The following is a 21,009-nucleotide window of genomic DNA, read 5'->3' on the forward strand; positions in this document are numbered from 1 at the left end:
AAGAGACAGGAGTGGGGGCGGGGTCAGCCGGGGATGCCGGTCCAGCCGTAGACGTGCTCGAGCCGCAGGGTCAGCACCAGCCGGCGGTCGGCGACCATCGCCGCGCGGTACTCGTCCCAGTCCGGGTGCTCGCCCTGGACCTCGCGGTACAGGGCGACGAGCGCCTCCACGGCCGCGTCCTGCGGGTCGGTGGCCACCGGGGACAGCTCCGCGATGCCCTCCCCGACCGCGTAGCCGCTCAGGTCCGGCCTGTTCACCTGGAAGCTGGCACGTGGGTCGCGGCGCAGGTTGCGGGTCTTGGCGCGGTCATCGGTGACGGAGACGCGGACGGTGCGGGTTCCGGGGTCGAACGCGTGGGTGACGAGCGATGCCTGCGGGCGGCCGTCTCGCTTGAGGGTGATCAGCACGCCGCCCCGCTGCTCGGCGAACAGGGACAGCAGCCCGTCCTCGGTGGATGACATGGGACCGACGCTAGTGATCACGGTGCGGGCGTGCCACGCGCTATCACGACGGTGCGACGGCGCGGCGTGCCCGGGCGTCCTGGTGCCCGGTCTGTACACATCGGGACCCCGCCGTCCACAGCCGTGCGGGTGGGTCTGGTCCGGTCGGGCGCGCTGCGGCCAGCATCGGGGCATGCCGTTCACCGTTGCCGTCAGTGGTGCCACCGGTGGCGCCGTCACCGCAGCCGGGTTCGCCGTCGCGGGCCTGCTGGCAGGTTCCGCCGCCCGGGTCCTGCTCGCCCGGATGCGCCGCGGGGCCCGGGTGCCGCCGCCCTGCTGCGAGCTCGCCGTCGGCGTGCTGTGGGCCGCGACCGGCGCGGCCTGGGCGGCCGGTGCGCTGCCCTCCGGCTGGCTGCCTGTGCTGCTCGGGCTGGGCTGGCTCGCGGTCGCCCTCGCGGCGGTCGACGTCCTGCATCGCCGGCTGCCCGACGCGCTCACGCTGCCGGCACTACCCGCCGCGCTGCTGCTGCTCGCCCCGCTCGGCGCCGCCACGGTGCTGCGGGCGAGCGCCGGGGCCGTCCTGCTGGTGGCCGTGCACGGCGTGGTCCACCTGCTGGCGCCGCGGGCACTGGGTGCGGGCGACGTCAAGCTCGCGGCGCCGCTCGGGGCGGTGCTGGCCGCCGGATCGTGGTCGGCGCCGGTGCTCGGCGCGCTGCTCGCCGCGGTGATCACCGGGCTGGTCGCGGTGGCCGGTCTGGCCTGCGGCGGCCTGGCTCGGGGCGCCGCGGTGCCGCACGGCCCGTCCATGCTGGCGGCCGGATGGCTGATGCTGGCGGGTACGGGGCTGGCCGCGGGCGCGGGGTGAGAGGATTGCCTGCGTGTTGCGTTGGATCACCGCTGGGGAATCGCACGGTCCCGCGCTGGTTGCCGTCCTCGAGGGCATGGTCGCCGGCGTCGAGATCACCACCAAGGAGCTGGCCGCCGAGCTGGCGCGCCGCCGCCTGGGCTACGGGCGGGGTGCGCGGATGAAGTTCGAGGCCGATGAGCTCGAGGTGATCGGCGGCGTGCGGCACGGGGTGACCCAGGGCGGGCCGGTCGCGGTCCGCATCGGCAACACCGAGTGGCCCAAGTGGGAGACCGTGATGGCGGCCGACCCGGTGGACCCCGAGCTCATCGCTAACCGGGCCCGTAACGCGCCGCTGACCCGGCCGCGGCCCGGGCACGCCGACCTGTCGGGGATGACGAAGTTCGGCTTCGACGACGCCCGCCCGGTGCTCGAGCGGGCGAGCGCGCGGGAGACGGCGTCGCGGGTCGTGCTCGGCACGGTCGCCAAGGCGTTCCTCAAGCAGGCCCTGGGCGTCGACATCGTGTCGCACGTGGTGGCGCTCGGCGCGGTCGACGCGCTCGACGGGGAGCTGCCCGGCCCCGACGACTTCGAACGGATCGACGCCAGCCCGGTGCGGGCCTACTCCGAGGCGACGACCGCGGCGATGGTGGCCGAGGTCGACGCCGCTCAGCGCGACGGCGACACCCTGGGCGGGGTGGTCGAGGTGATCGCCTACGGGATGCCGGTCGGGGTCGGTTCCTACGTGCACTCCGACCGCCGCCTCGACGCCCGGCTCGCCGGCGCGCTGATGGGTATCCAGGCCATGAAGGGCGTGGAGATCGGCGACGGGTTCCGCACCGCGCACCGTCGCGGCAGCGCCGCGCACGACGAGATGGTCCCGGGTGACCCGATCAAGCGGCTGTCCAACCGGGCCGGCGGCATCGAGGGCGGCATGACCAACGGCGAGCCGGTGCGGGTCCGGGTCGCGATGAAGCCGATCTCCACGGTGCCGCGTGCGCTGCAGACCGTCGACATGGCGACCGGTGAGGCCGCCCAGGCCATCCACCAGCGCTCCGACGTGTGCGCGGTGCCGGCGGCCGGCGTGGTGGCCGAGGCGATGGTCGCGCTGGTCCTGGCGGACGCGACGCTGGAGAAGTTCGGCGGCGACTCGCTGCCGGAGACGGTCCGCAACGTGCGGTCCTACCTGGAAGCCAGCGGCGGCGTGGCGGGATGAGTGCCCCGACGCGCCCCAGGCTGGTGCTCGTCGGACCCCCGGGGTCCGGCAAGAGCACCGTCGGCAAGGTGCTCGCCCGCCGGCTGGGGGTGAGCTTCACCGACATCGACGTGCTCATCGAGCAGCAGATCGGCAAGACGATCGCGGAGATGTTCACCCAGGACGGCGAGGACGCGTTCCGGGCGCTGGAGCGGGAGGTGGTAGCCCGCGCGCTGCAGGAGGCCGACGGCGTGCTCGCCCTCGGCGGCGGCTCGGTGCTGGCCGCGTCCACCCGCGAGGCGCTGCGCGGGCACCGGGTGGTGTCGCTGAAGGTCGGGCTGGCCGACGGCCTGCGCCGTACCGGGATGTCGACCGCGCGCCCGCTGCTGGCCGGGGTCAACCCGCGGGCCACGTTCAAGGCGCTGCTCGACGCCCGCGCGCCGCTGTACCGCGAGGTCGCCACCGTGGAGGTCGACACGGTGCGGCGCAGCGCGAACCAGGTGGCCACCGCGGTGCTGCTCGCGCTGGGTGAGACCGACGCGGCCCCGCAGGGCGAGCCGGACGAGGACGAGCCGTTGGACCGGCCCACCCCGCATGAGGCGGTCCCGCTGCCCGATCCGCTCGGCCACCCCCGTTAGGGTCTCGCGGTATGACCGAACCGGTGCGGATCGAGGTCGCCGCGGAGCGGCGCTACCAGGTGCTCGTCGGCCGTGACGTGCGCGCCGAGCTGGCCGGGGTGATCACCGGGCTGGGCGCCGCGGCGGCCGTGCTGGTGCACCAGCCCGCGCTGACCGACGTCGCGGAGAAGGTGCGCGCCGAGCTGGAGGCCGCGGGCGTCGACGCGCACCGGGTGGAGGTACCCGACGCCGAGGAGGGCAAGTCGCTCGCCGTCGCCGGCTTCTGCTGGGAGGTGTGCGGCCAGATCGGACTCACCCGCGGTGACGTGGTCATCGGGCTCGGTGGGGGAGCGGTCACCGACCTCGCCGGGTTCGTGGCCGCCACCTGGATGCGTGGGGTGAAGGTCGTGCAGGTGCCGACCACGCTGCTGGCCATGGTCGACGCCGCGGTCGGCGGCAAGACCGGGATCAACACCGCGGCCGGCAAGAACCTGGTCGGCGCCTTCCACGAGCCGTCGGCGGTGCTGGTCGACCTGGCCACCCTGGAGACGCTGCCCCCGGCCGAGCTGGTCGCCGGCATGGCCGAGATCGTCAAGGCCGGCTTCATCGCCGACCCGGTGATCCTCGACCTGATCGAGCGTGACCCGGTCGCCGCGCTGGACCCGACCGGCGCCGTGCTGCCCGAGCTGGTCCGCCGCTCGATCCAGGTCAAGGCCGACGTCGTGTCCGCCGACCTGCGCGAGTCGCACCTGCGGGAGATCCTCAACTACGGCCACACCCTCGGGCACGCGATCGAGCGCCGCGAGGACTACACCTGGCGGCACGGAGCCGCGGTCAGCGTCGGCCTGGTGTTCGCGGCCGAGCTGGCCCGTGCCGCCGGCCGGCTCGACGACGCGACCGCCGACCGGCACCGTGCGGTGCTCGGCGCGCTGGGCCTGCCGGTGTGCTACGTGCCGGGCGCGCTGCCCGAGCTGGTGGAGACCATGCGCGGGGACAAGAAGGCCCGGGCCGGGATGCTGCGGTTCGTCGTGCTCGACGGGCTGGCCCGGCCCGGCCGCCTGGAAGGCCCCGAGCCGGCGCTGCTCGAGCAGGCCTACGCGGCGATCAGCACGGCCGGCTGATCGCGCCTGCCGGTCAGCCGAACGCCATCCGGAACTCCTCCACCGAGCGCGGCCGGAAGACCACGTTGGTCCGGCGGACGTGGATCAGCGACGCCGCCGGCTCCTCGGAGTACTGATGCCCCGGGTGCACGACCGGGTTGCCGATCAGCCTGGCGAGCTGCTGCAGGCTCGCGTACATCGCGTCCGGGTCCCCGCCGGGGAAGTCGGTGCGCCCGCAGCCCTGCAGGAACAGCGTGTCCCCGGCGATGAGCCGGTCGGCGACCAGGAAGCACTGGCTGCCGGGGGTGTGCCCGGGGGTGTGCAGCAGCCGGATCGGCACCGCCCCGACCTGCAGGAGGTCGTCGTGCTCGTGCGCGGTGAGGTCGGTGGCCGAGACCCCGGTGCCGCGGCGCACCCACTCGGCCTCGTCCCGGTGGACGTGCACCGGGACCGGTGCGGTGCCCAGGAGCTCGGCGAGCCCGGACAGCGGGTGCCCCATCAGGTCGCCGCCCACGTGGTCGGGATGGTGGTGGGTGACGAGCACCCCGGTCAGGCGCATGTCGTCGGCGGCGAGGATGTCGAGCAGGTCCCCGGGGGCGTAGGCCGGATCGACCACGACCGCCTCGCGCGAGGCGGCGTCGCCGATCAGGTACGAGAAGTTGACCATCTGGGTGGCGATCGGGTCGCCCACCGCGAAGTCCCGGCCGGAGAGCAGCTGACGGAAGTACACGCCGTCGGTCATGGCCGCCACCCTATGGTTCGCCGTCGGTGCCCGCCGAGTGCTCCGTAGGCTGGGCGCATGCCCTTCCCGTCCCGCCGGGAGGCGCTGCGTGGCCTGCTGCGCGCCGCCGACCTGGACGCGCTGCTGGTCACCGACCTGGTCAACGTCCGATACCTGACCGGGTTCACCGGCTCGAACGCCGCGCTGCTGGTGCACGCCGGGGGCGAGGCGGGCAGCCGGTTCAGCACCGACGGGCGCTACCTGACCCAGAGCGCGGCCGAGGTGCCCGCCCTGGAGCGGGTGATCGAGCGGGCCGGCGCGTGCGCGCTCGCCGGGCTGGCCGCCGGGCTCGGGGTGCGGCGGCTCGGTTTCGAGTCCGACGCGGTGACCGTCGATGCGCACCTCACGCTGGCCGAGGCGGCCGGTGACGCCGAGCTGCGCCGGGCCCCCGGCCTCGTCCAGCAGCTGCGGGTCGTCAAGGACGACAGCGAGATCGCCGCGCTGCGGGCCGCCTGCGCCGCCGCCGACGCCGCGCTCGCCGACCTGCTCGCCGCCGGCGGGCTGCGTCCCGGGCGCACCGAACGCGAGGTCGCGCTGGATCTGGAGAACCGGATGCGCGGCCACGGCGCCGCCGGCCCGGCGTTCGAGACGATCCTGGCCGCCGGTGCGAACTCGGCGATCCCGCACCACCGGCCCACCGCCGCGGTGCTGCGCCGCGGCGACCTGGTGAAGCTGGACTTCGGGGCGCTCGTCGACGGCTACCACTCCGACATGACGCGCACCGTCGTGCTCGGTCCCGCCGCGGACTGGCAGCGCGAGCTGTACGCGCTGGTCGCCCGGGCGCAGGCGGCGGGCCGGGCGGCACTGACCCCGGGGACGGAGGCGAGCCGGGTCGACGCCGCGTCCCGCGACGTGATCGTCGCCGCCGGTCGTGGGCCGGAGTTCATGCACGGGCTGGGGCACGGCGTGGGCCTGCAGATCCACGAGGCGCCGGCCCTGTCCGCCGCCGGGAGCGACACGCTGGCGCCCGGCATGGCCGTGACCGTCGAGCCGGGCGTCTACCTGGCCGGGCGGGGTGGGGTGCGCATCGAGGACACCCTGGTGGTGCGCGACGGCGAGCCGGAGGTGCTCACCCTGACCGGCCGCGACCTCGTCGAGCTCTGAGAGCGCCGGGGTCGGCGTTCGGCTCGTCCGGAGGGGAGCGTCCGTCACTCGCGGCACAGCGGTATCCTGGTCAACGGCATGGCGGAGCCGCCGGTATCGGATGGCGTCCGCATCGAGACACCCTGGCGCCACGGCGAAGCCGATCACCCGAGGACTGATCGCCGCCCTGCGCGCCCGTACCGACCCAGGAGAGATCCGCACGTGGCCACCACGAACGACCTGAAGAACGGCTTGGTGCTCAACCTGGAGGGCCAGCTCTGGTCCGTCCAGGCGTTCCAGCACGTCAAGCCGGGCAAGGGCGGCGCCTTCGTGCGCACCACGCTGAAGAACGTGCTCACGGGCAAGGTCGTCGACAAGACCTTCAACGCCGGCACCAAGGTCGACACCGCGACGGTCGACCGGCGCGACATGACCTACCTGTACCGCGACGGCAGCGACTTCGTCTTCATGGACGGCGACACCTACGACCAGATCCCGATCTCCGAGCAGGTCGTGGGCTCCGCGGCCGACTACATGCTGGAGAACCAGACCGCGATGGTCGCGCTGCACGACGGCGTGCCGCTCTACGTCGAGCTCCCCACGTCGGTGGAGCTCGTCGTCTCCCACACGGACCCGGGCCTGCAGGGCGACCGGTCCACCGGCGGCACCAAGCCGGCCACGCTCGAGACCGGCGCGGAGATCCAGGTCCCGCTGTTCCTCACGACCGGCGAGAAGGTCAAGGTGGACACCCGCGACGGTCGTTACCTCGGCCGCGTCAGCTCCTGACGTGCGCGCGCGCACCAAGGCACGCAAACGCGCGCTGGACATCCTGTTCGAGTCCGAGGCCCGCGGCGACGCACCCCTGGAGGTGCTGACCCACCGTCGGGAGACCGACGATGCGCCGCCGGTCTCGGACTACGCCGCGATGCTCGTCGAGGGGGTCGTGGCTCACCGGGACCGCATCGATCAGCTGCTCGCCGAGCACGCCGAGGGCTGGACGGTCGCCCGGATGCCCGCGGTCGACCGCACTCTGCTGCGGATCGGCGTCTTCGAGCTGCTCTGGGTCGACGAGATCGACGACCCGGTCGCGATCACCGAGGCGGTCGAGCTCGCGCGGACGCTGTCCACCGACGACTCGCCGCGGTTCATCAACGGCGTGCTCGGCCGGATCGCCGACATCGCCGAGCACCTGCGCGCCACCCGCTGATCCGCTCGGGAGCGCGGGGCCGGTCTCGCGTCACCCGATGAGCCGTCGGCGCCGGCCGGCGTGCGGACGACGATCGCGGGATGACCTCGCGACTCGTGCTCGACGAAGACGACGCGCTGGAGCTGCTGGCCTACCTGGTCACGGCGGCCCGGACGCAGGTGGACGAGGCGGCCGAGTACGGCCCGATGCGGCTGCTCACGGCTGCCGGCCGGCTCGCGGCGATGATCGAACCGCAGGCGTCGGAGGGGGTCCGGGAGCTGCTTGCCGGAGCGCTCGGCTCGGTGCCACCCACTGCGGTCCCACGGGCCGGGCGGGACGCCTACGTCGCGCGTCTGGACGGCATCTGCCGGGAGGTCGCCGGGTACCTGAGCACGCGCTTCGCCCCCGACCGCCGGCTCGTGTGAGCGACCGGATGGTCCTCACCGACGGCGCGAACCCGGTGCTGCGTGCCATTCGCACCCGCCGGGTGGTTCGCGCCATGACCGACCAGCCGGTGGAGCGCACCCAGCTCGAAGCCGTGCTCGACGCTGCCCGCTACGCGCCGAGCGCGGGCAACCGGCACCTGCACCGGTTCGTCGTGACCGACGATCCGGCGATCCTGCGGGTGCTGCGCATGGTCTCCCCGGGGATGGTCCAGCGGCCCACGGCGGCCGTCACGATCTGCATCGACCATCCGCTCGCCGCCGACTACGGGTTCGGGCCGGGGAGCACCGGGCTGTTCGTCGACGTCGGCACGATCGCGGCCACCATGCTGCTCGCCGCGCACGCCGTCGGGCTCGCCGCCGGGCCCGTGACCTCGTTCAGCCGCGCGGCGGTCGGTGTCGTGCTGCGGCTGCCGGAAGGCTGGAGCCCGGAACTCCTCGTGTGCCTCGGGCACCCGGCACCCGACCAGCCACCACCGATGGGGCGGCGGCCGTTGCTGAGCTGGCGCGACCTCACCCGATGGGTCGCCACCGGCCCCGCCGACGCCGGCGCTGCGGACCGGCCCGGGTGAGCACGACCGCGGCCGCACGGTGCGGCCGCCCACCTGGACCGGTCAGAACCCGCCGACCCGCAGCACTGCACCGGTCGCCAGGCCGAGCACCAGCAGCGCACCGGCCTGCCGCACGTGTACCCACGCCAGCGCCGCGTACCACAGCGGCCACACCGGGAAGTCCTTCGGCGGCTCGCGCGGCGGGGGTCGCCGGAAGTACGGCCACACCGTCACCAGTCGGGGCACCGCGGCCACGACGACCAGTGCCGGCCACGGCATCGCGGCGAGCAGCACCGCCAGCCCGACCAGCGGGTAGAACCCGGCCATCAGGCCCAGCGTCACGGCCCGGGCCCGCTGCTCGCCCAGCATCACCGGCAGCGTCCGGATCCCCAGCGGCGCGTCATAGCGGGTCTTGTCGATGTGCTTGCCCATCAGCACCGTGGTGCACAGCAGGCCATAGGGCAGCGAGGCCACCAGCACCTGCCACGGCAGCGACCCGACCGCGGCGTAGTAGGTGCCGCCGACCATCAGCGGGCCCCACACCACCAGGACATCGGGCTCGCCGAGGCCGCGCTTCTTCAGCCGCAGCGGTGGCGCGGTGTAGGCGACGCTGAGCCCGAGCCCGGCGACCGCGAACGCCACCACCGGCCAGCCCCGGGCGAACGCCAGCACGACGAGGAGCGCCAGGTCGGCGGCGTTGACCACCACGATCGCGACCAGCAGGGTGCGCCGGCTGACCAGCCCGGCCAGCACCGGGTGCGGCGCGTAGAGCGCCCGCGGATAGCTCGCGCTGTCGCTGCCGGCCCGGGTGTCGTAGAGGTCGTTCATCAGGTTGTTGGCGATGTGCGCCAGCGTGATGCCGACGATCGCGAGGACCAGCCACGGCCAGTCCAGGCCGGGCCGGCCGACCGCGAGCAACGCCGCCACCAGCCCGGACACGAGCGTCATCGGCAGCACGGCGGCCCGGCTGACGACGATCCACCGGGTGACCGCGTCGATTCGCCCGCTCCGCGCGGCGTCCGGGGGCGGATTGGTCGTGCGCAGCGCGTACGCCCAGGAACGCAGTCGGGAGCCAGGAGTGGCCTCGGTCACACCGGGATCGTACGGCCGATCCGGCGCGCGCCGGGCGTTGCCGGTCCCAGGTCCGTTGACCCGGCACCGACGGCCTCCTAGTGTGACCGATGACCAGATACGAAAGTCAGTCATCAGTCATGGAGGTGGTCGTGGGCCAGAGCCGGGAGGCGCGCATCCTCGACGCAGCCGGGGAGTTGCTGCTCGTCTTCGGCTACCGCAGGGTCACCATCGAGGACGTCGCGCGCCGGGCGGGCGTCGGCAAGGGCACGGTGTATCTGCACTGGTCGAGCAAGCTCGAGCTGTTCGCGACCGTGCTCGTCCGCGACGTCGCCGCGATCGTCGCCGAGCAGCTCGCGGCGCTGCGCGCCGATCCCGCAGAGGTCCGGCTGCACCGCACGATGCGCGCGCTGTTCCTGCTCGTCATGCACCGCCCGCTCGCCCGGGCGTTCTACACCGGGGACACCGAACTGCTCGGCGCGCTGAGCGCCGACACCAAGATCGGCCGGCAGTTCGCCATGGACAAGGCCGCGATGGCGCAGCCCTACCTGAGCGTGCTGCACGAGCACGGCCTGCTGGCCGACGACCCGGGCGCCGACCCCGGCCTGATGTACCGGTTCTCCGCCGCGACCACCGGCTTCTTCCTGCTGGAACGCCTTCTGCCCGCCGCGGGCGATGGCGACCTCGAGGCCAAGGCCGGCGCTCTGGCCACCACGGTCCGCCGTGGCTTCGAGCCGGCGGCCGACCCGGCCCACGCGGCCATCGAGGCCGCGGCCGCGGCCGTGATCGACCTGTACGAGCACCTGCTCGCCGATCTGACCCGCTCACTGCCCGAGGAGAACAGCCCATGACCACCACCGGTCCGGCCGATCTCGCTCCCACCACCGAGGACGAGCGTGCCCTGCTCGACTGGTTGCGCACGATGCGCGACGAGCACCCGGTCTGGCAGGACCGCTACGCCACCTGGCACGTGTTCCGCCACGCCGACGTCGAGGCCGTCATCCGCGACCCCGCCACGTTCTCCTCCGACACCACCCGGCTCGTCCCCGCCGCGGCACCCGTCCGGCGCGGCATGCTGACGCAGATCGATCCTCCCGAGCACCGCGCCCTGCGCCGCGTGGTCAGTGCCGCGTTCACCCCTCGGACCGTCGCCGCTCTGGAGCCCCGGATCCGCACCGTGACCGGCCAGCTCCTCGACGCCGCCGGCGAGCGGTTCGACCTCGTCGACGCGCTCGCGTTCCCGCTGCCCGTCATCGTCATCGCCGAGCTGCTGGGCCTTCCCGCTGAGGACCGGGCGCTGTTCCGCACCTGGGCCGACGGGCTGTTCGCGATGCAGGTCGACGATCCCCGCGACCCCGCGCTGGGGCAGCGCATCGCCGCGGCGCTGGCCGAGATCACGGACTACCTCACCGAGCACTGCCGCGACCGGCGCACCGATCCGCGCGCCGATCTCATATCGGCCCTGGTCACCGCGGAGGTCGACGGCCGGCGCCTGGACGACGAGGAGGCGGCGAACTTCTCGATGCTGCTGCTGCTCGCCGGGCACATCACCACCACCGTCCTGCTCGGCAACGCGGTACGCACCTTCGACGAGCACCCCGGCGTCTGGGACGAGCTGCGCGCCGACCCGGGCCTCATCCCGGGTGCGATCGAGGAGGTCCTGCGCTACCGCTCGCCGTTCACCCAGGTCGGTCGCTCGACGATGCACCCCGTCGAGGTGGCCGGGGTGAGCATCCCCGCCGACGTGATCGTCACGCCGTGGCTGCTCTCGGCGAACCGGGACCCCCGGGCACATCCCGAGCCCGACCGATTCGACATCCGCCGAGGCGTGGGCGGCGGTGCCCAGCTGGCCTTCGGGCACGGCGTCCACTTCTGCCTCGGCGCCCCGCTGGCCCGCCTCGAGGCCCGGGTGGCCCTGGAGGAACTCACCGCGCGCCACCGCGCCCTCCCGCTGGACCACGACACCATCGCCGGTACGGGCGGTCTGCGGCACTATTCGCGCGGCATCCTCGGCACCCGCAACCTGCCGGTGCACCCCGTCCCGGCCTGAGCCGGACCGGCGGCGCCCACCCCTCCAGGACGAGGGGCGCCGGGGCGGGTTATCCGCGAGCGGCAGCCCGGCCCGTTGTGTCCGGCCATCTGCGGTCGGTGCGACGACGCGGGCCTCGGCGAGGTCGGCGTGGATCGACAGCAGCACGACGGCCGTCGTACCCGGTCGCGGCACAGGCCCACGCCGCCGCGCGCGTCATGCGGTCACGGCGACGGTCCGTCCGGCCGGCCGCCCGGGGCGGCGGCCGCCACGAGCCGGAGGTCGGTGCCCTTCCCCGGTGCACCACCGCCGTCGCCCGTGGCGGCGCCGCCGTCGGCAGGCCATCCCGGCGCGGTCCGCGCCGGATCAGTCGACCCGGTGCGCGGGCCTGGCCTCGGGCGGCAGCACGCCCCAGTCGATGAGCTGGTCGGTGAGCTCACCCGGCGTCATGTCGTAGATGATCGCCAGCGAGCGCAGGTCCTCGGCCCGGATGGACAGCACCTTGCCGTTGTAGTCGCCGCGCTGGCTCTGGATGGCCGCCGCGTAGCGGGCCAGCGGGCCCACCTTGTCGGCGGGCAGCTGCTGGAGCCGCTCGAGATTGATGACGATCTTCGTGGCCGGCTCGGAACCCGACGGCACGCGGCCCTCGGGCAGCAGTTCGGCCACCGGCACCCCGTAGAAGTCGGCCAGCTCGGCCAGCTTCTGCACGGTCACCGCGCGGTCACCGCGCTCGTAGGAGCCGACGACGACCGCCTTCCACCGGCCCCCCGACTTCTGCTCGACGCCGTGCAGCGACAGCCCCTGCTGCTGCCGGATGGCCCGGAGCTTGCTGCCGAGCGCCTTGGCGTAGTCGCCCATGTGGCGATCTCCTTATTCGCTGGTCGTACGGCCGCGGGACCGACGCCCATGTACTGGGTGGTGCGTGAAGTTGAGCCGGCGCCCCTGATCGCCGGCCTCCTGCTCACGGTTGGTGCCCCCCGCTGCCGCGGCCACCCGTGAGCAGCTGATCAATACGGAGAGTAATCATGCGCTCGTCTCCGTCATCGGGTCAAGTTGGTCGACCCCAGACAGTCCCCGAGCGGCGTTTCTCCACTCGAACGGCTGATCGAGACCCCCTTGTCGGCGGTACGGGCGGACGGCCGGCGGGTTCGCTGCGCGTCCACGGGCGGGCACCGCGGGGCGGCTGGGGCACGTGTGGGTGCGTGGCCGGTCACTCCGGTCCCAGGAGCGGTCACCGGCTGGCCCGACGTCCGGTGACCGCGATCGCGTGATCGACCGCCGCGGCTGTGACGCTGCCGATGCCGGGCCGCCGTGGGCATGTCCCGGGGGGCCCGCGCTGCTAGCGTGGGCGGCACATCGTTCCTTTAAGACCCGTCCGGTGAGGCGGGGAAGGAGAGCCTCGTGGCGAACGACCGCCGCGGGGACGTGGGAGGCGAGAGCAGCGGTGTCCCCGACCGCCAGCTGCTCAGCGCCGCCGACGTCACCCGCACCATCGCGCGCATTGCGCACCAGATCATCGAGAAGACCGCGTTCGAGCCCGCCCGGGCCGACGACGTCGTGTTGATCGGCATCCCCACCGGCGGCGCCGTGCTGGCCCGCAGGCTCGCGGCCGCGATCGCCGACTTCACCGGCACCGCCCCCGCCGTCGGCTCGGTGGACCCGACGCTCTACCGCGACGACCTGCGCCGCAAGCCCGCCCGCGCGCTCGAGCACACCGCGGTCCCCGAGGGCGGCCTGGACGACAAGCTCGTCGTGCTCGTCGACGACGTGCTGTTCTCCGGGCGCACCGTGCGCGCCGCGCTCGACGCGCTGCGCGATCACGGCCGCCCGCGCGCCGTCCAGCTGGCCGTGCTCGTCGACCGCGGGCACCGGGAGCTGCCGATCCGCGCCGACTACGTGGGCAAGAACGTGCCGACCTCGCGCAGCGAGTCCATCGTCGTCTACCTCACCGAGATCGACGGCCGGGACGGTGTCTCGCTGCGCCGGGGCGTCGAGGGTGACGTGGTGGAGGGCCAGCAGTGAAGCACCTGCTCTCCGTGACCGATCTCGACGCCGCCGCGGCGAACGGTCTGCTCGACACCGCCGACCGGCTCCGGCAGGCCCTGCTGGGCCGCGAGATCCGCAAGCTCCCCACACTGCGCGGCCGCACCGTGATCACGATGTTCTACGAGGACTCCACCCGGACCCGGGTCTCGTTCGAGATCGCCGGCAAGTGGATGAGCGCCGACACCGTGAACGTCAGCGCCAAGGGCTCCTCGGTCTCCAAGGGTGAGTCGCTGCGCGACACGTCGCTCACACTGTCGGCGATGGGTGCCGACTGCGTGATCGTCCGGCACCCCGCGTCGGGTGCCGCGCACCGGCTGGCCTCCTGGGCCGACCGGGACGCCGGCATGACCGGCACCCACACCTCGATCGTCAACGCCGGTGACGGCACCCACGAGCATCCCACCCAGGCGCTGCTCGACGCCGCCACCCTGCGCGACCGGCTGGGCTCGATCGCCGGGCGCCGCATCGGCATCGTCGGCGACGTGCTGCACAGCCGGGTCGCCCGGTCGAACGTGTTCCTGCTGGCCACCCTCGGCGCCGAGGTCGTGCTGGTCGCGCCGCCGACGCTGCTGCCCGTCGGGGTCGAGCAGTGGCCGTGCCGGGTGTCGCACGAGCTCGACGCCGAACTGCCCGGCCTGGACGCGGTGATGATGCTGCGCGTGCAGGCCGAGCGGATGCACGGCGCGTTCTTCCCGTCGTCGCGGGAGTACGCGATCCGCTACGGCCTCTCCGACGAGCGGGCGGCCCTGCTGGCCGAGCACGCCGTCGTGCTGCACCCCGGCCCCATGGTGCGCGGCATGGAGATCGCCCCCTCGGTGGCCGACTCGCCGCGCGCCGCCATCCTCGCCCAGGTGCGCAACGGCGTGCACGTCCGGATGGCCGTCCTCTACCACCTGCTTGCGGGAGCCCCCGAGTGAGTCAGCCCAACGCGAACCTGTTCATCACCAACGCCCGTCCCTACGGCGAGGGCGGCCCGGTCGACGTGGTGGTCGCCGACGGCGTGATCACCGAGATCGGTGCCGGGCTCACCGCCCCCGATGGCGCCGAGATCATCGACGCCGCCGGCCTGGTGCTGCTGCCCGGCTTCGTCGACCTGCACGTGCACCTGCGCGAGCCCGGTGGCGAGGAGTCGGAGACCATCGAGACCGGCTCGCGCGCCGCCGCGCTGGGCGGGTTCACCGCGGTGTTCGCAATGCCCAACACCGACCCCGTGGCCGACACCGAGGTCGTCGTCGAGCACGTGTGGCGGCGCGGGGCGGCGGTCGGGCTGGTCGACGTGTACCCGGTCGGTGCCGTGACCGTCGGGCTGGAGGGCACCAAGCTCGCCGAGCTCGGCACCATGGCCGGCTCGCGGGCGAACGTGCGGATGTTCTCCGACGACGGCCGCTGCGTGAACGACCCGCTGATCATGCGCCGGGCCCTGGAGTACGCATCGGCGCTGAACGTGGTCGTCGCCCAGCACGCCGAGGACCACCGGCTCACCAGCGGCGCGCAGGCCCACGAGGGCGTCGTCGCCTCCCGGCTCGGGCTGGCCGGCTGGCCCGCCACCGCCGAGGAGACCGTCGTCGCCCGCGACTGCGCGCTGGCCCGGGAGGCGAAGGCGGCACTGCACGTCTGCCACGTGTCCTCGCAGAACACCATCGACGTGCTGCGCGCGGCCAAGGCCGCCGGCGTGCGGGTCTCCGCGGAGGTCACCCCGCACCACCTGCTGCTCACCGACGCCGCGCTGACCAGCTACGACCCGGTGAACAAGGTCAACCCGCCGCTGCGCACCGCGGCCGACACCAGGGCGATGCGCGCGGCACTGGCCGAGGGCGTCATCGACGTCGTCGCGACCGACCACGCCCCGCACGCGGCGCAGTACAAGGACACCGAGTGGGCCGCGGCCAAACCGGGCATGCTCGGCCTGCAGACGGCGCTGTCGGTGGTCGTGCACACCATGGTCGAGCCCGGCCTGCTGGACTGGCGCGGTGTCGCCCGGGTGCTGTCCGAGCGCCCCGCGGAGATCACCGGGCTGGCCGACCAGGGCCGCCCGATCGCCGTCGGCGAGCCGGCGAACTTCGCGCTGGTCGACCCCGAGGCACAGTGGACGGTCCGGGGCGCGGCCCTGGCCAGCAAGGCGGCCAACACCCCCTACGAGGGCATGCGGCTGCCCGCCACGGTGGTCGCCACCGTGCTGCGCGGCCGGGTCACCGCCCGGGACGGGCAGGTGCGCAATGGCTGAATCGTCCGAGGCGGCTCTCGTCCTGGAGGACGGCCGCATCTTCCGCGGTGAGGCCTACGGCGCGCCGGGGGAGAGCCTCGGCGAGGCCGTCTTCACCACCGGGATGACCGGCTACCAGGAGACCCTGACCGACCCCTCCTACCACCGGCAGATCGTGGTGCAGACCGCGCCGCAGATCGGCAACACCGGCTGGAACGACGAGGACGACGAGTCGGCGAAGATCCAGGTCGCCGGGTACGTCGTCCGCGACCCCGCCCGGCGGCCGTCGAACTGGCGCTCGACCGGCTCGCTCGGCGACGCCCTGGCCGCCCAGGGCATCGTGTCGGTGGCCGGGATCGACACCCGGGCCGTGGTCCGGCACCTGCGCGAGCGCGGCGCCATGCGCGCCGGGGTGTTCTCCGGCGACGCCCTCGCCGCCGACGCCGAACTGGTCGAGCGGGTGCTCGCCGGCCCGCGGATGGAAGGCGCAGACCTCTACGGCGCCGTCACCACCCGCGAGCCCTACGTGGTGCCCGCGCTGGGGGCCAAGCGGTTCACCGTCGCCGCGCTCGACGTCGGGATCAAGTCGAACACCCCGCGGATGCTCGCGGCGCGCGGCGTCGAGGTGCACGTGCTGCCCGCGCACTCCTCGATCGAGCAGATCGAGGCGCTGAGCCCGGACGGGTTCTTCCTGTCCAACGGCCCGGGCGACCCCGCGACGGCCGACGGGCCGGTCGCGCTCACCCGGCAGGTGCTCGAGCGGCAGATCCCGCTGTTCGGCATCTGCTTCGGCAACCAGATCCTGGGCCGGGCGCTGGGCCGCGGGACGTACAAGATGCGCTACGGGCACCGTGGCATCAACATCCCGGTGATCGAGCACGTCACCGGCCGGGTCGCGATCACCTCGCAGAACCACGGCTTCGCCGTCGAGGGCGAGCCGGGGGAGCGGTTCGACACCCCCTACGGCCCCGCCGAGGTCAGCCACAGCTGCCCCAACGACGGCACCGTCGAGGGCCTGCGACTGCTCGACGCACCGGCGTTCAGCGTGCAGTACCACCCCGAGGCCGCGGCCGGCCCGCACGACGCCGCCGACCTGTTCGACCGGTTCGTCGAGCTGATGGATGCGGCGCCGGTGCGCGCCGGCGGTGGCCGGCACCGGCTGATCGAGGAGAACATCTGATGCCCCGCCGTGAGGACATCCGGCATGTCATGGTGATCGGCTCCGGGCCGATCGTCATCGGGCAGGCCTGCGAGTTCGACTACTCCGGCACCCAGGCCTGCCGGGTGCTGCAGGCCGAGGGCATCCGGGTCTCGCTGGTGAACTCCAACCCGGCGACCATCATGACCGACCCGGAGTTCGCCGACGCCACCTACGTCGAGCCGATCACGCCCGAGTTCGTCGAGCAGGTCATCGCCACCGAGCGCCCGGACGCGCTGCTGGCCACCCTGGGCGGGCAGACCGCGCTCAACACGGCGGTCGCCCTGTACGAGAACGGGGTGCTGGAGCGCTACGGCGTCGAGCTGATCGGTGCCGACATCGACGCCATCCAGCGCGGTGAGGACCGGCTGAAGTTCAAGGAGATCGTGCAGTCGGTGGGCGGCGACGTGCCGCGCTCCGCGGTCTGCCACTCCATGGACGAGGTCCGTGCGGCCGTCGCCGAGCTCGGCCTGCCGGTGGTCATCCGGCCGTCGTTCACCATGGGCGGGCTCGGCTCGGGCATGGCGCACGACGAGGCCGACCTCGAGCGCCTGGCCGGTGGCGGGCTCGCCGCCTCCCCGGTGCACGAGGTGCTCATCGAGGAGTCGGTGCTCGGCTGGAAGGAGTACGAGCTCGAGCTGATGCGCGACGCATGCGACAACGTCGTGGTCGTCTGCTCGATCGAGAACCTCGACCCGATGGGCGTGCACACCGGCGACTCGATCACCGTCGCGCCGGCGATGACGCTCACCGACCGCGAGTACCAGACGATGCGTGACGTCGGCATCGCGGTGCTGCGCGCCGTCGGCGTCGACACCGGCGGCTGCAACATCCAGTTCGCGATCCACCCGGACACCGGACGCCTGGTCGTGATCGAGATGAACCCACGGGTGTCGCGGTCCTCGGCGCTGGCCTCCAAGGCCACCGGGTTCCCGATCGCGAAGATCGCCGCCCGGCTGGCCATCGGCTACACCCTCGACGAGATCCGCAACGACATCACCGGGGAGACCCCGGCGGCGTTCGAGCCCACGCTCGACTACGTCGTGGTCAAGGTGCCGCGGTTCGCGTTCGAGAAGTTCCCCGGCGCCGACCCCGAGCTGACGACGACGATGAAGAGCGTCGGCGAGGCGATGGCGCTGGGCCGGTCGTTCCCGGAGGCGCTGGGCAAGGCGCTGCGCTCGATGGAGACCACCGCGGCCGGGTTCTGGACCACCCCGGACCCGGACGGGGAGCCGGACGTCACGACGCCCACCGACGGCCGGCTCTACGCCGTCGAGCGGGCGCTGCGCGCCGGGGCGTCCGTCGACGAGGTGGCCGGCCGCTCGGGCATCGACCCCTGGTTCCTGGACCAGATCGCGTTGCTGGTGGAGCTGCGCCAGGAACTGCTCGACGCCCCGGTGCTGGAGGCCGCCCTGCTGCGCCGGGCCAAGCGGGCCGGGCTGTCGGACCGGCAGATCGCCGCGCTGCGCCCGGAGTTCGCCGGTGAGGACGGGGTGCGCGCGCTGCGCCACCGGCTGGGTATCCGGCCGGTCTACAAGACCGTCGACACCTGCGCCGCCGAGTTCGCCGCGAGGACGCCGTACCACTACAGCGCCTACGAGACCGACCCGAGTGCGGAGTCGGAGATCGCGCCACAGACCGAGAAGCCGAAGGTGCTGATCCTGGGCTCCGGCCCGAACCGGATCGGGCAGGGCATCGAGTTCGACTACTCGTGCGTGCACGCGGTGATGGCACTGCGCGCGGCCGGCTACGAGACCGTCATGGTCAACTGCAACCCGGAGACGGTGTCCACCGACTACGACACCGCCGACCGCCTGTACTTCGAGCCGCTCACGTTCGAGGACGTGCTCGAGGTGGTGCACGCCGAGCAGCAGTCCGGGACGGTCGTCGGGGTGATCGTGCAGCTCGGCGGTCAGACCCCGCTCGGGCTCGCGCAGCGGCTCACCGCGGCCGGAGTGCCGGTGGTGGGCACGAGCGCGGCGGCGATCGACCTGGCCGAGGACCGCGGCGCGTTCGGCGAGGTGCTGCGCCGGGCGGGCCTGCCCGCGCCGGCGTTCGGCATGGCCACCTCCTTCGAGCAGGCCCGCGAGATCGCCGATCGGATCGGCTACCCGGTGCTCGTCCGGCCGTCCTACGTGCTCGGCGGGCGCGGCATGGAGATCGTCTACGACGAGGAGACGCTGGCCGGTTACATCGCCCGGGCCACCGCGATCAGCTCGGAGCGCCCGGTGTTGGTCGACCGGTTCCTCGACGACGCGATCGAGATCGACGTCGACGCGCTGTGCGACGGCACCGAGGTGTTCATCGGCGGCGTCATGGAGCACATCGAGGAGGCCGGGGTGCACTCCGGCGACTCGTCCTGCACCCTGCCGCCGATCACCCTGGGCCGTAGCGTGCTGGATAAGGTGCGCCGCTCCACGGCGGCGATCGCGCACGGCGTCGGGGTACGCGGGCTGCTCAACGTGCAGTACGCGCTGCACGGCGAGACGCTCTACGTCCTGGAGGCCAACCCGCGGGCCTCGCGGACCGTGCCGTTCGTCTCCAAGGCGACGGCGGTGCCGCTGGCCAAGGCGGCCGCCCGGATCATGCTCGGAGCGACGATCGCCGAGCTGCGCGCGGAGGGGCTGCTCCCGGCCCACGGCGACGGCGCCGACCTGCCCGGCGACGCGCCGGTCGCGGTCAAGGAGGCGGTGCTGCCGTTCAACCGGTTCCGCACCCCCGCCGGTCAGGGCGTCGACTCGCTGCTCGGCCCGGAGATGAAGTCCACCGGCGAGGTGATGGGCATCGACGCGTCGTTCGGGCCCGCGTTCGCCAAGTCGCAGGCCGGGGCCTACGGCTCGCTGCCCACCAAGGGGCGGGTGTTCGTCTCGATGGCCGACCGGGACAAGCGCGCGATGGTGTTCCCGGTGCGCCGGCTGGCCGACCTCGGGTTCGAGGTGCTGGCGACCGAGGGCACCGCGGAGGTGCTGCGCCGGCACGGGATCGACGCGACGACGGTGCGCAAGTACGCCGAGCGGACCACCGGTGCGGAGACGGTCATCGACCGGATCCTGGCCGGGGACGTGGACCTCATCATCAACACCCCGTACGGCAACTCCGGTCCGCGGGTCGACGGTTACGAGATCCGCTCGGCGGCGGTGTCCCGCGGTGTTCCGTGCATCACGACCGTGCAGGGCGCGGCGGCCGCGGTGCAGGGCATCGAGGCGATGATCCGCGGCAGCATCGGCGTCCGCTCCCTGCAGGACGCGCACGCCGCGATGGACGAGGCCCGCCGGTGAGCGCGGACAAGGCGGGCCCGGCCGTGCGGCGGTTCGGGGCCCGGCTCACCGACGCCGTGGCCGCGCACGGCCCGCTGTGCGTCGGGATCGATCCGCACCCGGCGCTGCTGGCCGAGTGGGGGCTGACCGACGACGCCGACGGGCTCGAGCGGTTCGCGATGTCCGCGCTGGAGGCGCTGGCCGGGCACATCGGCGTGGTCAAGCCGCAGTCGGCGTTCTTCGAGCGGCACGGCTCGGCCGGTGTCGCGGTGCTGGAGCGGCTGCTGGCCGCGGCGGCGGAGACGTCCACGCTGACCCTGCTCGACGTCAAGCGCGGCGACATCGGCTCGACCATGGACGGCTACGCCGACGCCTATCTGGGCGTCGGCGCCCCGCTCGCGGCCGACGCCATCACGCTGTCGCCGTACCTGGGGCTGGGCGCGCTGGCCCCGGCCGTGCGGGTGGCCACCGATGCCGGCCGCGGGGTGTTCGTGCTCGCCCGCACCTCCAACCCGGACGGCGCGCAGGTGCAGCTCGCCGACCGGGCGGGCCGCAGCGTCGCGCAGACGATCGTCGATGGCGTCGCGGCGCTCAACGCGGACAGCGAGCCGCTGGGCGACGTGGGCGTGGTGGTCGGCGCGACGACGGAGCACGGCCTGGAGCTCGGCGCCCTGAACGGCGCGGTGCTGGCCCCTGGGCTCGGTGCCCAGGGGGCCGGCCCGGCGGACCTGGCCGCGCGGTTCGCCGGCGTCGAGGGCCTGGTGCTGCCCACCGCGTCGCGATCGGTGCTGCGCCAGGGTCCGGACCCGGCCGGGGTGCGCGCGGCCGCCGAGGCGCTGCGCGACGAGCTGGACCGGGCGCGAACGGCCGCCGGGTAGGTCCGTTACCACTCGGGCCGGTGCCCGCTTCGGCGGGCACCCTGGTGGTCGACGAACGGTCGGTCGTCCCTCGCGACGGACGGGCCG

At 73.7% G+C, this 21,009-nt stretch carries 21 protein-coding genes; 17 read left to right on the forward strand and 4 right to left on the reverse strand.

Going from position 1 to position 21,009, the window contains the following annotated elements; genetic code table 11:
• Positions 1-23: 23 nt before the first annotated feature.
• Positions 24-461: a PPOX class F420-dependent oxidoreductase gene (locus HF526_RS22280; RefSeq protein ID WP_169383495.1), complete on the reverse strand. Its 438-nt coding sequence runs from the start codon at positions 459-461 to the stop codon at positions 24-26.
• Between the two features lie 172 nt (positions 462-633).
• Between HF526_RS22280 and HF526_RS22285 the strand changes: the two genes are divergently transcribed.
• The 4 genes from HF526_RS22285 to aroB are packed head-to-tail and all read left to right on the forward strand — an operon-like array spanning position 634 to position 4,217.
• The gene (locus HF526_RS22285; protein ID WP_169383496.1) at positions 634-1,305 is read left to right on the forward strand and encodes a prepilin peptidase; all 672 of its coding nucleotides are present in this window, start codon (positions 634-636) and stop codon (positions 1,303-1,305) included.
• 13 nt (positions 1,306-1,318) lie between these two features.
• On the forward strand, positions 1,319-2,500 hold the full coding sequence (aroC, locus tag HF526_RS22290; protein ID WP_169383497.1) for a chorismate synthase: 1,182 nt from the start codon (positions 1,319-1,321) through the stop codon (positions 2,498-2,500).
• A complete protein-coding gene (locus HF526_RS22295; protein ID WP_169383498.1) occupies positions 2,497-3,117 on the forward strand; it encodes a shikimate kinase in 621 nt (206 codons plus the stop codon). The genes aroC and HF526_RS22295 overlap by 4 nt, the downstream gene beginning before the upstream one ends.
• Positions 3,118-3,128: 11 nt before the next feature.
• Positions 3,129-4,217: a 3-dehydroquinate synthase gene (gene aroB / locus HF526_RS22300; protein ID WP_169383499.1), complete on the forward strand. Its 1,089-nt coding sequence runs from the start codon at positions 3,129-3,131 to the stop codon at positions 4,215-4,217.
• A gap of 13 nt (positions 4,218-4,230) precedes the next feature.
• On the opposite strand, the gene HF526_RS22305 is transcribed toward aroB, so the two are convergent.
• Positions 4,231-4,938, reverse strand: a complete 708-nt coding sequence (locus tag HF526_RS22305) for an MBL fold metallo-hydrolase (RefSeq protein WP_169383500.1) — start codon at positions 4,936-4,938, stop codon at positions 4,231-4,233.
• A gap of 57 nt (positions 4,939-4,995) precedes the next feature.
• On the opposite strand from HF526_RS22305, the gene HF526_RS22310 reads away from it, so the two are divergent.
• The 5 genes from HF526_RS22310 to HF526_RS22330 all read left to right on the forward strand — a co-directional run bounded on the left by HF526_RS22310 (position 4,996) and on the right by HF526_RS22330 (position 8,261).
• On the forward strand, positions 4,996-6,081 hold the full coding sequence (locus HF526_RS22310) for a M24 family metallopeptidase (protein WP_169383501.1): 1,086 nt from the start codon (positions 4,996-4,998) through the stop codon (positions 6,079-6,081).
• A gap of 201 nt (positions 6,082-6,282) precedes the next feature.
• Positions 6,283-6,846, forward strand: coding sequence for an elongation factor P (gene efp / locus HF526_RS22315; RefSeq protein ID WP_169383502.1), 564 nt, complete (start codon positions 6,283-6,285; stop codon positions 6,844-6,846).
• A 1-nt stretch (position 6,847) separates the two neighbouring features.
• Entirely contained in the window at positions 6,848-7,267 is a 420-nt protein-coding gene (nusB, locus tag HF526_RS22320; RefSeq protein WP_169383503.1) for a transcription antitermination factor NusB, read from the forward strand.
• Positions 7,268-7,347: 80 nt separating this feature from the next.
• The gene (locus HF526_RS22325; protein ID WP_169383504.1) at positions 7,348-7,671 is read left to right on the forward strand and encodes a DUF6092 family protein; all 324 of its coding nucleotides are present in this window, start codon (positions 7,348-7,350) and stop codon (positions 7,669-7,671) included.
• Positions 7,668-8,261: a nitroreductase family protein gene (locus HF526_RS22330; protein WP_169383505.1), complete on the forward strand. Its 594-nt coding sequence runs from the start codon at positions 7,668-7,670 to the stop codon at positions 8,259-8,261. Before HF526_RS22325 ends, HF526_RS22330 begins: the two co-directional genes overlap by 4 nt.
• A gap of 42 nt (positions 8,262-8,303) precedes the next feature.
• Here HF526_RS22330 and HF526_RS22335 read toward each other — a convergent pair whose 3' ends face one another.
• Positions 8,304-9,332 carry a prenyltransferase gene (locus HF526_RS22335; protein WP_211177641.1) on the reverse strand — a complete coding sequence of 343 codons (1,029 nt, stop codon included), beginning with the start codon at positions 9,330-9,332 and terminating at the stop codon, positions 8,304-8,306.
• Positions 9,333-9,463: 131 nt separating this feature from the next.
• Between HF526_RS22335 and HF526_RS22340 the strand changes: the two genes are divergently transcribed.
• Positions 9,464-10,162: a TetR family transcriptional regulator gene (locus HF526_RS22340; protein WP_169383507.1), complete on the forward strand. Its 699-nt coding sequence runs from the start codon at positions 9,464-9,466 to the stop codon at positions 10,160-10,162.
• Complete coding sequence (locus tag HF526_RS22345; protein ID WP_169383508.1) at positions 10,159-11,361, forward strand: cytochrome P450; 1,203 nt, start codon at positions 10,159-10,161, stop codon at positions 11,359-11,361. The genes HF526_RS22340 and HF526_RS22345 overlap by 4 nt, the downstream gene beginning before the upstream one ends.
• 345 nt (positions 11,362-11,706) lie before the next feature.
• On the opposite strand, the gene bldD is transcribed toward HF526_RS22345, so the two are convergent.
• Positions 11,707-12,198, reverse strand: coding sequence for a transcriptional regulator BldD (bldD, locus tag HF526_RS22350; RefSeq protein ID WP_169383509.1), 492 nt, complete (start codon positions 12,196-12,198; stop codon positions 11,707-11,709).
• 543 nt (positions 12,199-12,741) lie between these two features.
• Between bldD and pyrR the strand changes: the two genes are divergently transcribed.
• From pyrR to pyrF, 6 genes are read left to right on the forward strand one after another with little or no spacing between them, the layout of a single operon-like run.
• Positions 12,742-13,362: a bifunctional pyr operon transcriptional regulator/uracil phosphoribosyltransferase PyrR gene (gene pyrR / locus HF526_RS22355; RefSeq protein WP_338051661.1), complete on the forward strand. Its 621-nt coding sequence runs from the start codon at positions 12,742-12,744 to the stop codon at positions 13,360-13,362.
• Entirely contained in the window at positions 13,359-14,303 is a 945-nt protein-coding gene (locus HF526_RS22360; RefSeq protein WP_169383510.1) for an aspartate carbamoyltransferase catalytic subunit, read from the forward strand. Before pyrR ends, HF526_RS22360 begins: the two co-directional genes overlap by 4 nt.
• Positions 14,300-15,610, forward strand: a complete 1,311-nt coding sequence (locus HF526_RS22365; RefSeq protein ID WP_169383511.1) for a dihydroorotase — start codon at positions 14,300-14,302, stop codon at positions 15,608-15,610. Before HF526_RS22360 ends, HF526_RS22365 begins: the two co-directional genes overlap by 4 nt.
• Entirely contained in the window at positions 15,603-16,769 is a 1,167-nt protein-coding gene (gene carA / locus HF526_RS22370) for a glutamine-hydrolyzing carbamoyl-phosphate synthase small subunit (protein ID WP_169383512.1), read from the forward strand. Before HF526_RS22365 ends, carA begins: the two co-directional genes overlap by 8 nt.
• Positions 16,769-20,065, forward strand: a complete 3,297-nt coding sequence (gene carB / locus HF526_RS22375; protein WP_169383513.1) for a carbamoyl-phosphate synthase large subunit — start codon at positions 16,769-16,771, stop codon at positions 20,063-20,065. The genes carA and carB overlap by 1 nt, the downstream gene beginning before the upstream one ends.
• Positions 20,062-20,922, forward strand: coding sequence for an orotidine-5'-phosphate decarboxylase (gene pyrF, locus HF526_RS22380; RefSeq protein WP_169383514.1), 861 nt, complete (start codon positions 20,062-20,064; stop codon positions 20,920-20,922). The genes carB and pyrF overlap by 4 nt, the downstream gene beginning before the upstream one ends.
• The last annotated feature ends 87 nt before the right edge of the window (positions 20,923-21,009 follow it).

Origin of the sequence: Pseudonocardia acidicola (assembly GCF_012911935.1) — a bacterium.
GTDB lineage: Bacteria > Actinomycetota > Actinomycetes > Mycobacteriales > Pseudonocardiaceae > Pseudonocardia > Pseudonocardia acidicola.

Excerpts from the sequence above, each read along its gene's own strand:
- bldD (WP_169383509.1), bottom strand. The coding sequence starts at position 12,198 with ATGGGCGACTACGCCAAGGCGCTCGGCAGCAAGCTCCGGGCCATCCGG.
- carB (WP_169383513.1), top strand. The coding sequence starts at position 16,769 with ATGCCCCGCCGTGAGGACATCCGGCATGTCATGGTGATCGGCTCCGGG.
- HF526_RS22325 (WP_169383504.1), top strand. The coding sequence starts at position 7,348 with ATGACCTCGCGACTCGTGCTCGACGAAGACGACGCGCTGGAGCTGCTG.
- HF526_RS22310 (WP_169383501.1), top strand. The coding sequence starts at position 4,996 with ATGCCCTTCCCGTCCCGCCGGGAGGCGCTGCGTGGCCTGCTGCGCGCC.
- HF526_RS22305 (WP_169383500.1), bottom strand. The coding sequence starts at position 4,938 with ATGACCGACGGCGTGTACTTCCGTCAGCTGCTCTCCGGCCGGGACTTC.
- HF526_RS22295 (WP_169383498.1), top strand. The coding sequence starts at position 2,497 with ATGAGTGCCCCGACGCGCCCCAGGCTGGTGCTCGTCGGACCCCCGGGG.
- aroB (WP_169383499.1), top strand. The coding sequence starts at position 3,129 with ATGACCGAACCGGTGCGGATCGAGGTCGCCGCGGAGCGGCGCTACCAG.
- HF526_RS22280 (WP_169383495.1), bottom strand. The coding sequence starts at position 461 with ATGTCATCCACCGAGGACGGGCTGCTGTCCCTGTTCGCCGAGCAGCGG.
- HF526_RS22345 (WP_169383508.1), top strand. The coding sequence starts at position 10,159 with ATGACCACCACCGGTCCGGCCGATCTCGCTCCCACCACCGAGGACGAG.
- carA (WP_169383512.1), top strand. The coding sequence starts at position 15,603 with ATGGCTGAATCGTCCGAGGCGGCTCTCGTCCTGGAGGACGGCCGCATC.
- HF526_RS22285 (WP_169383496.1), top strand. The coding sequence starts at position 634 with ATGCCGTTCACCGTTGCCGTCAGTGGTGCCACCGGTGGCGCCGTCACC.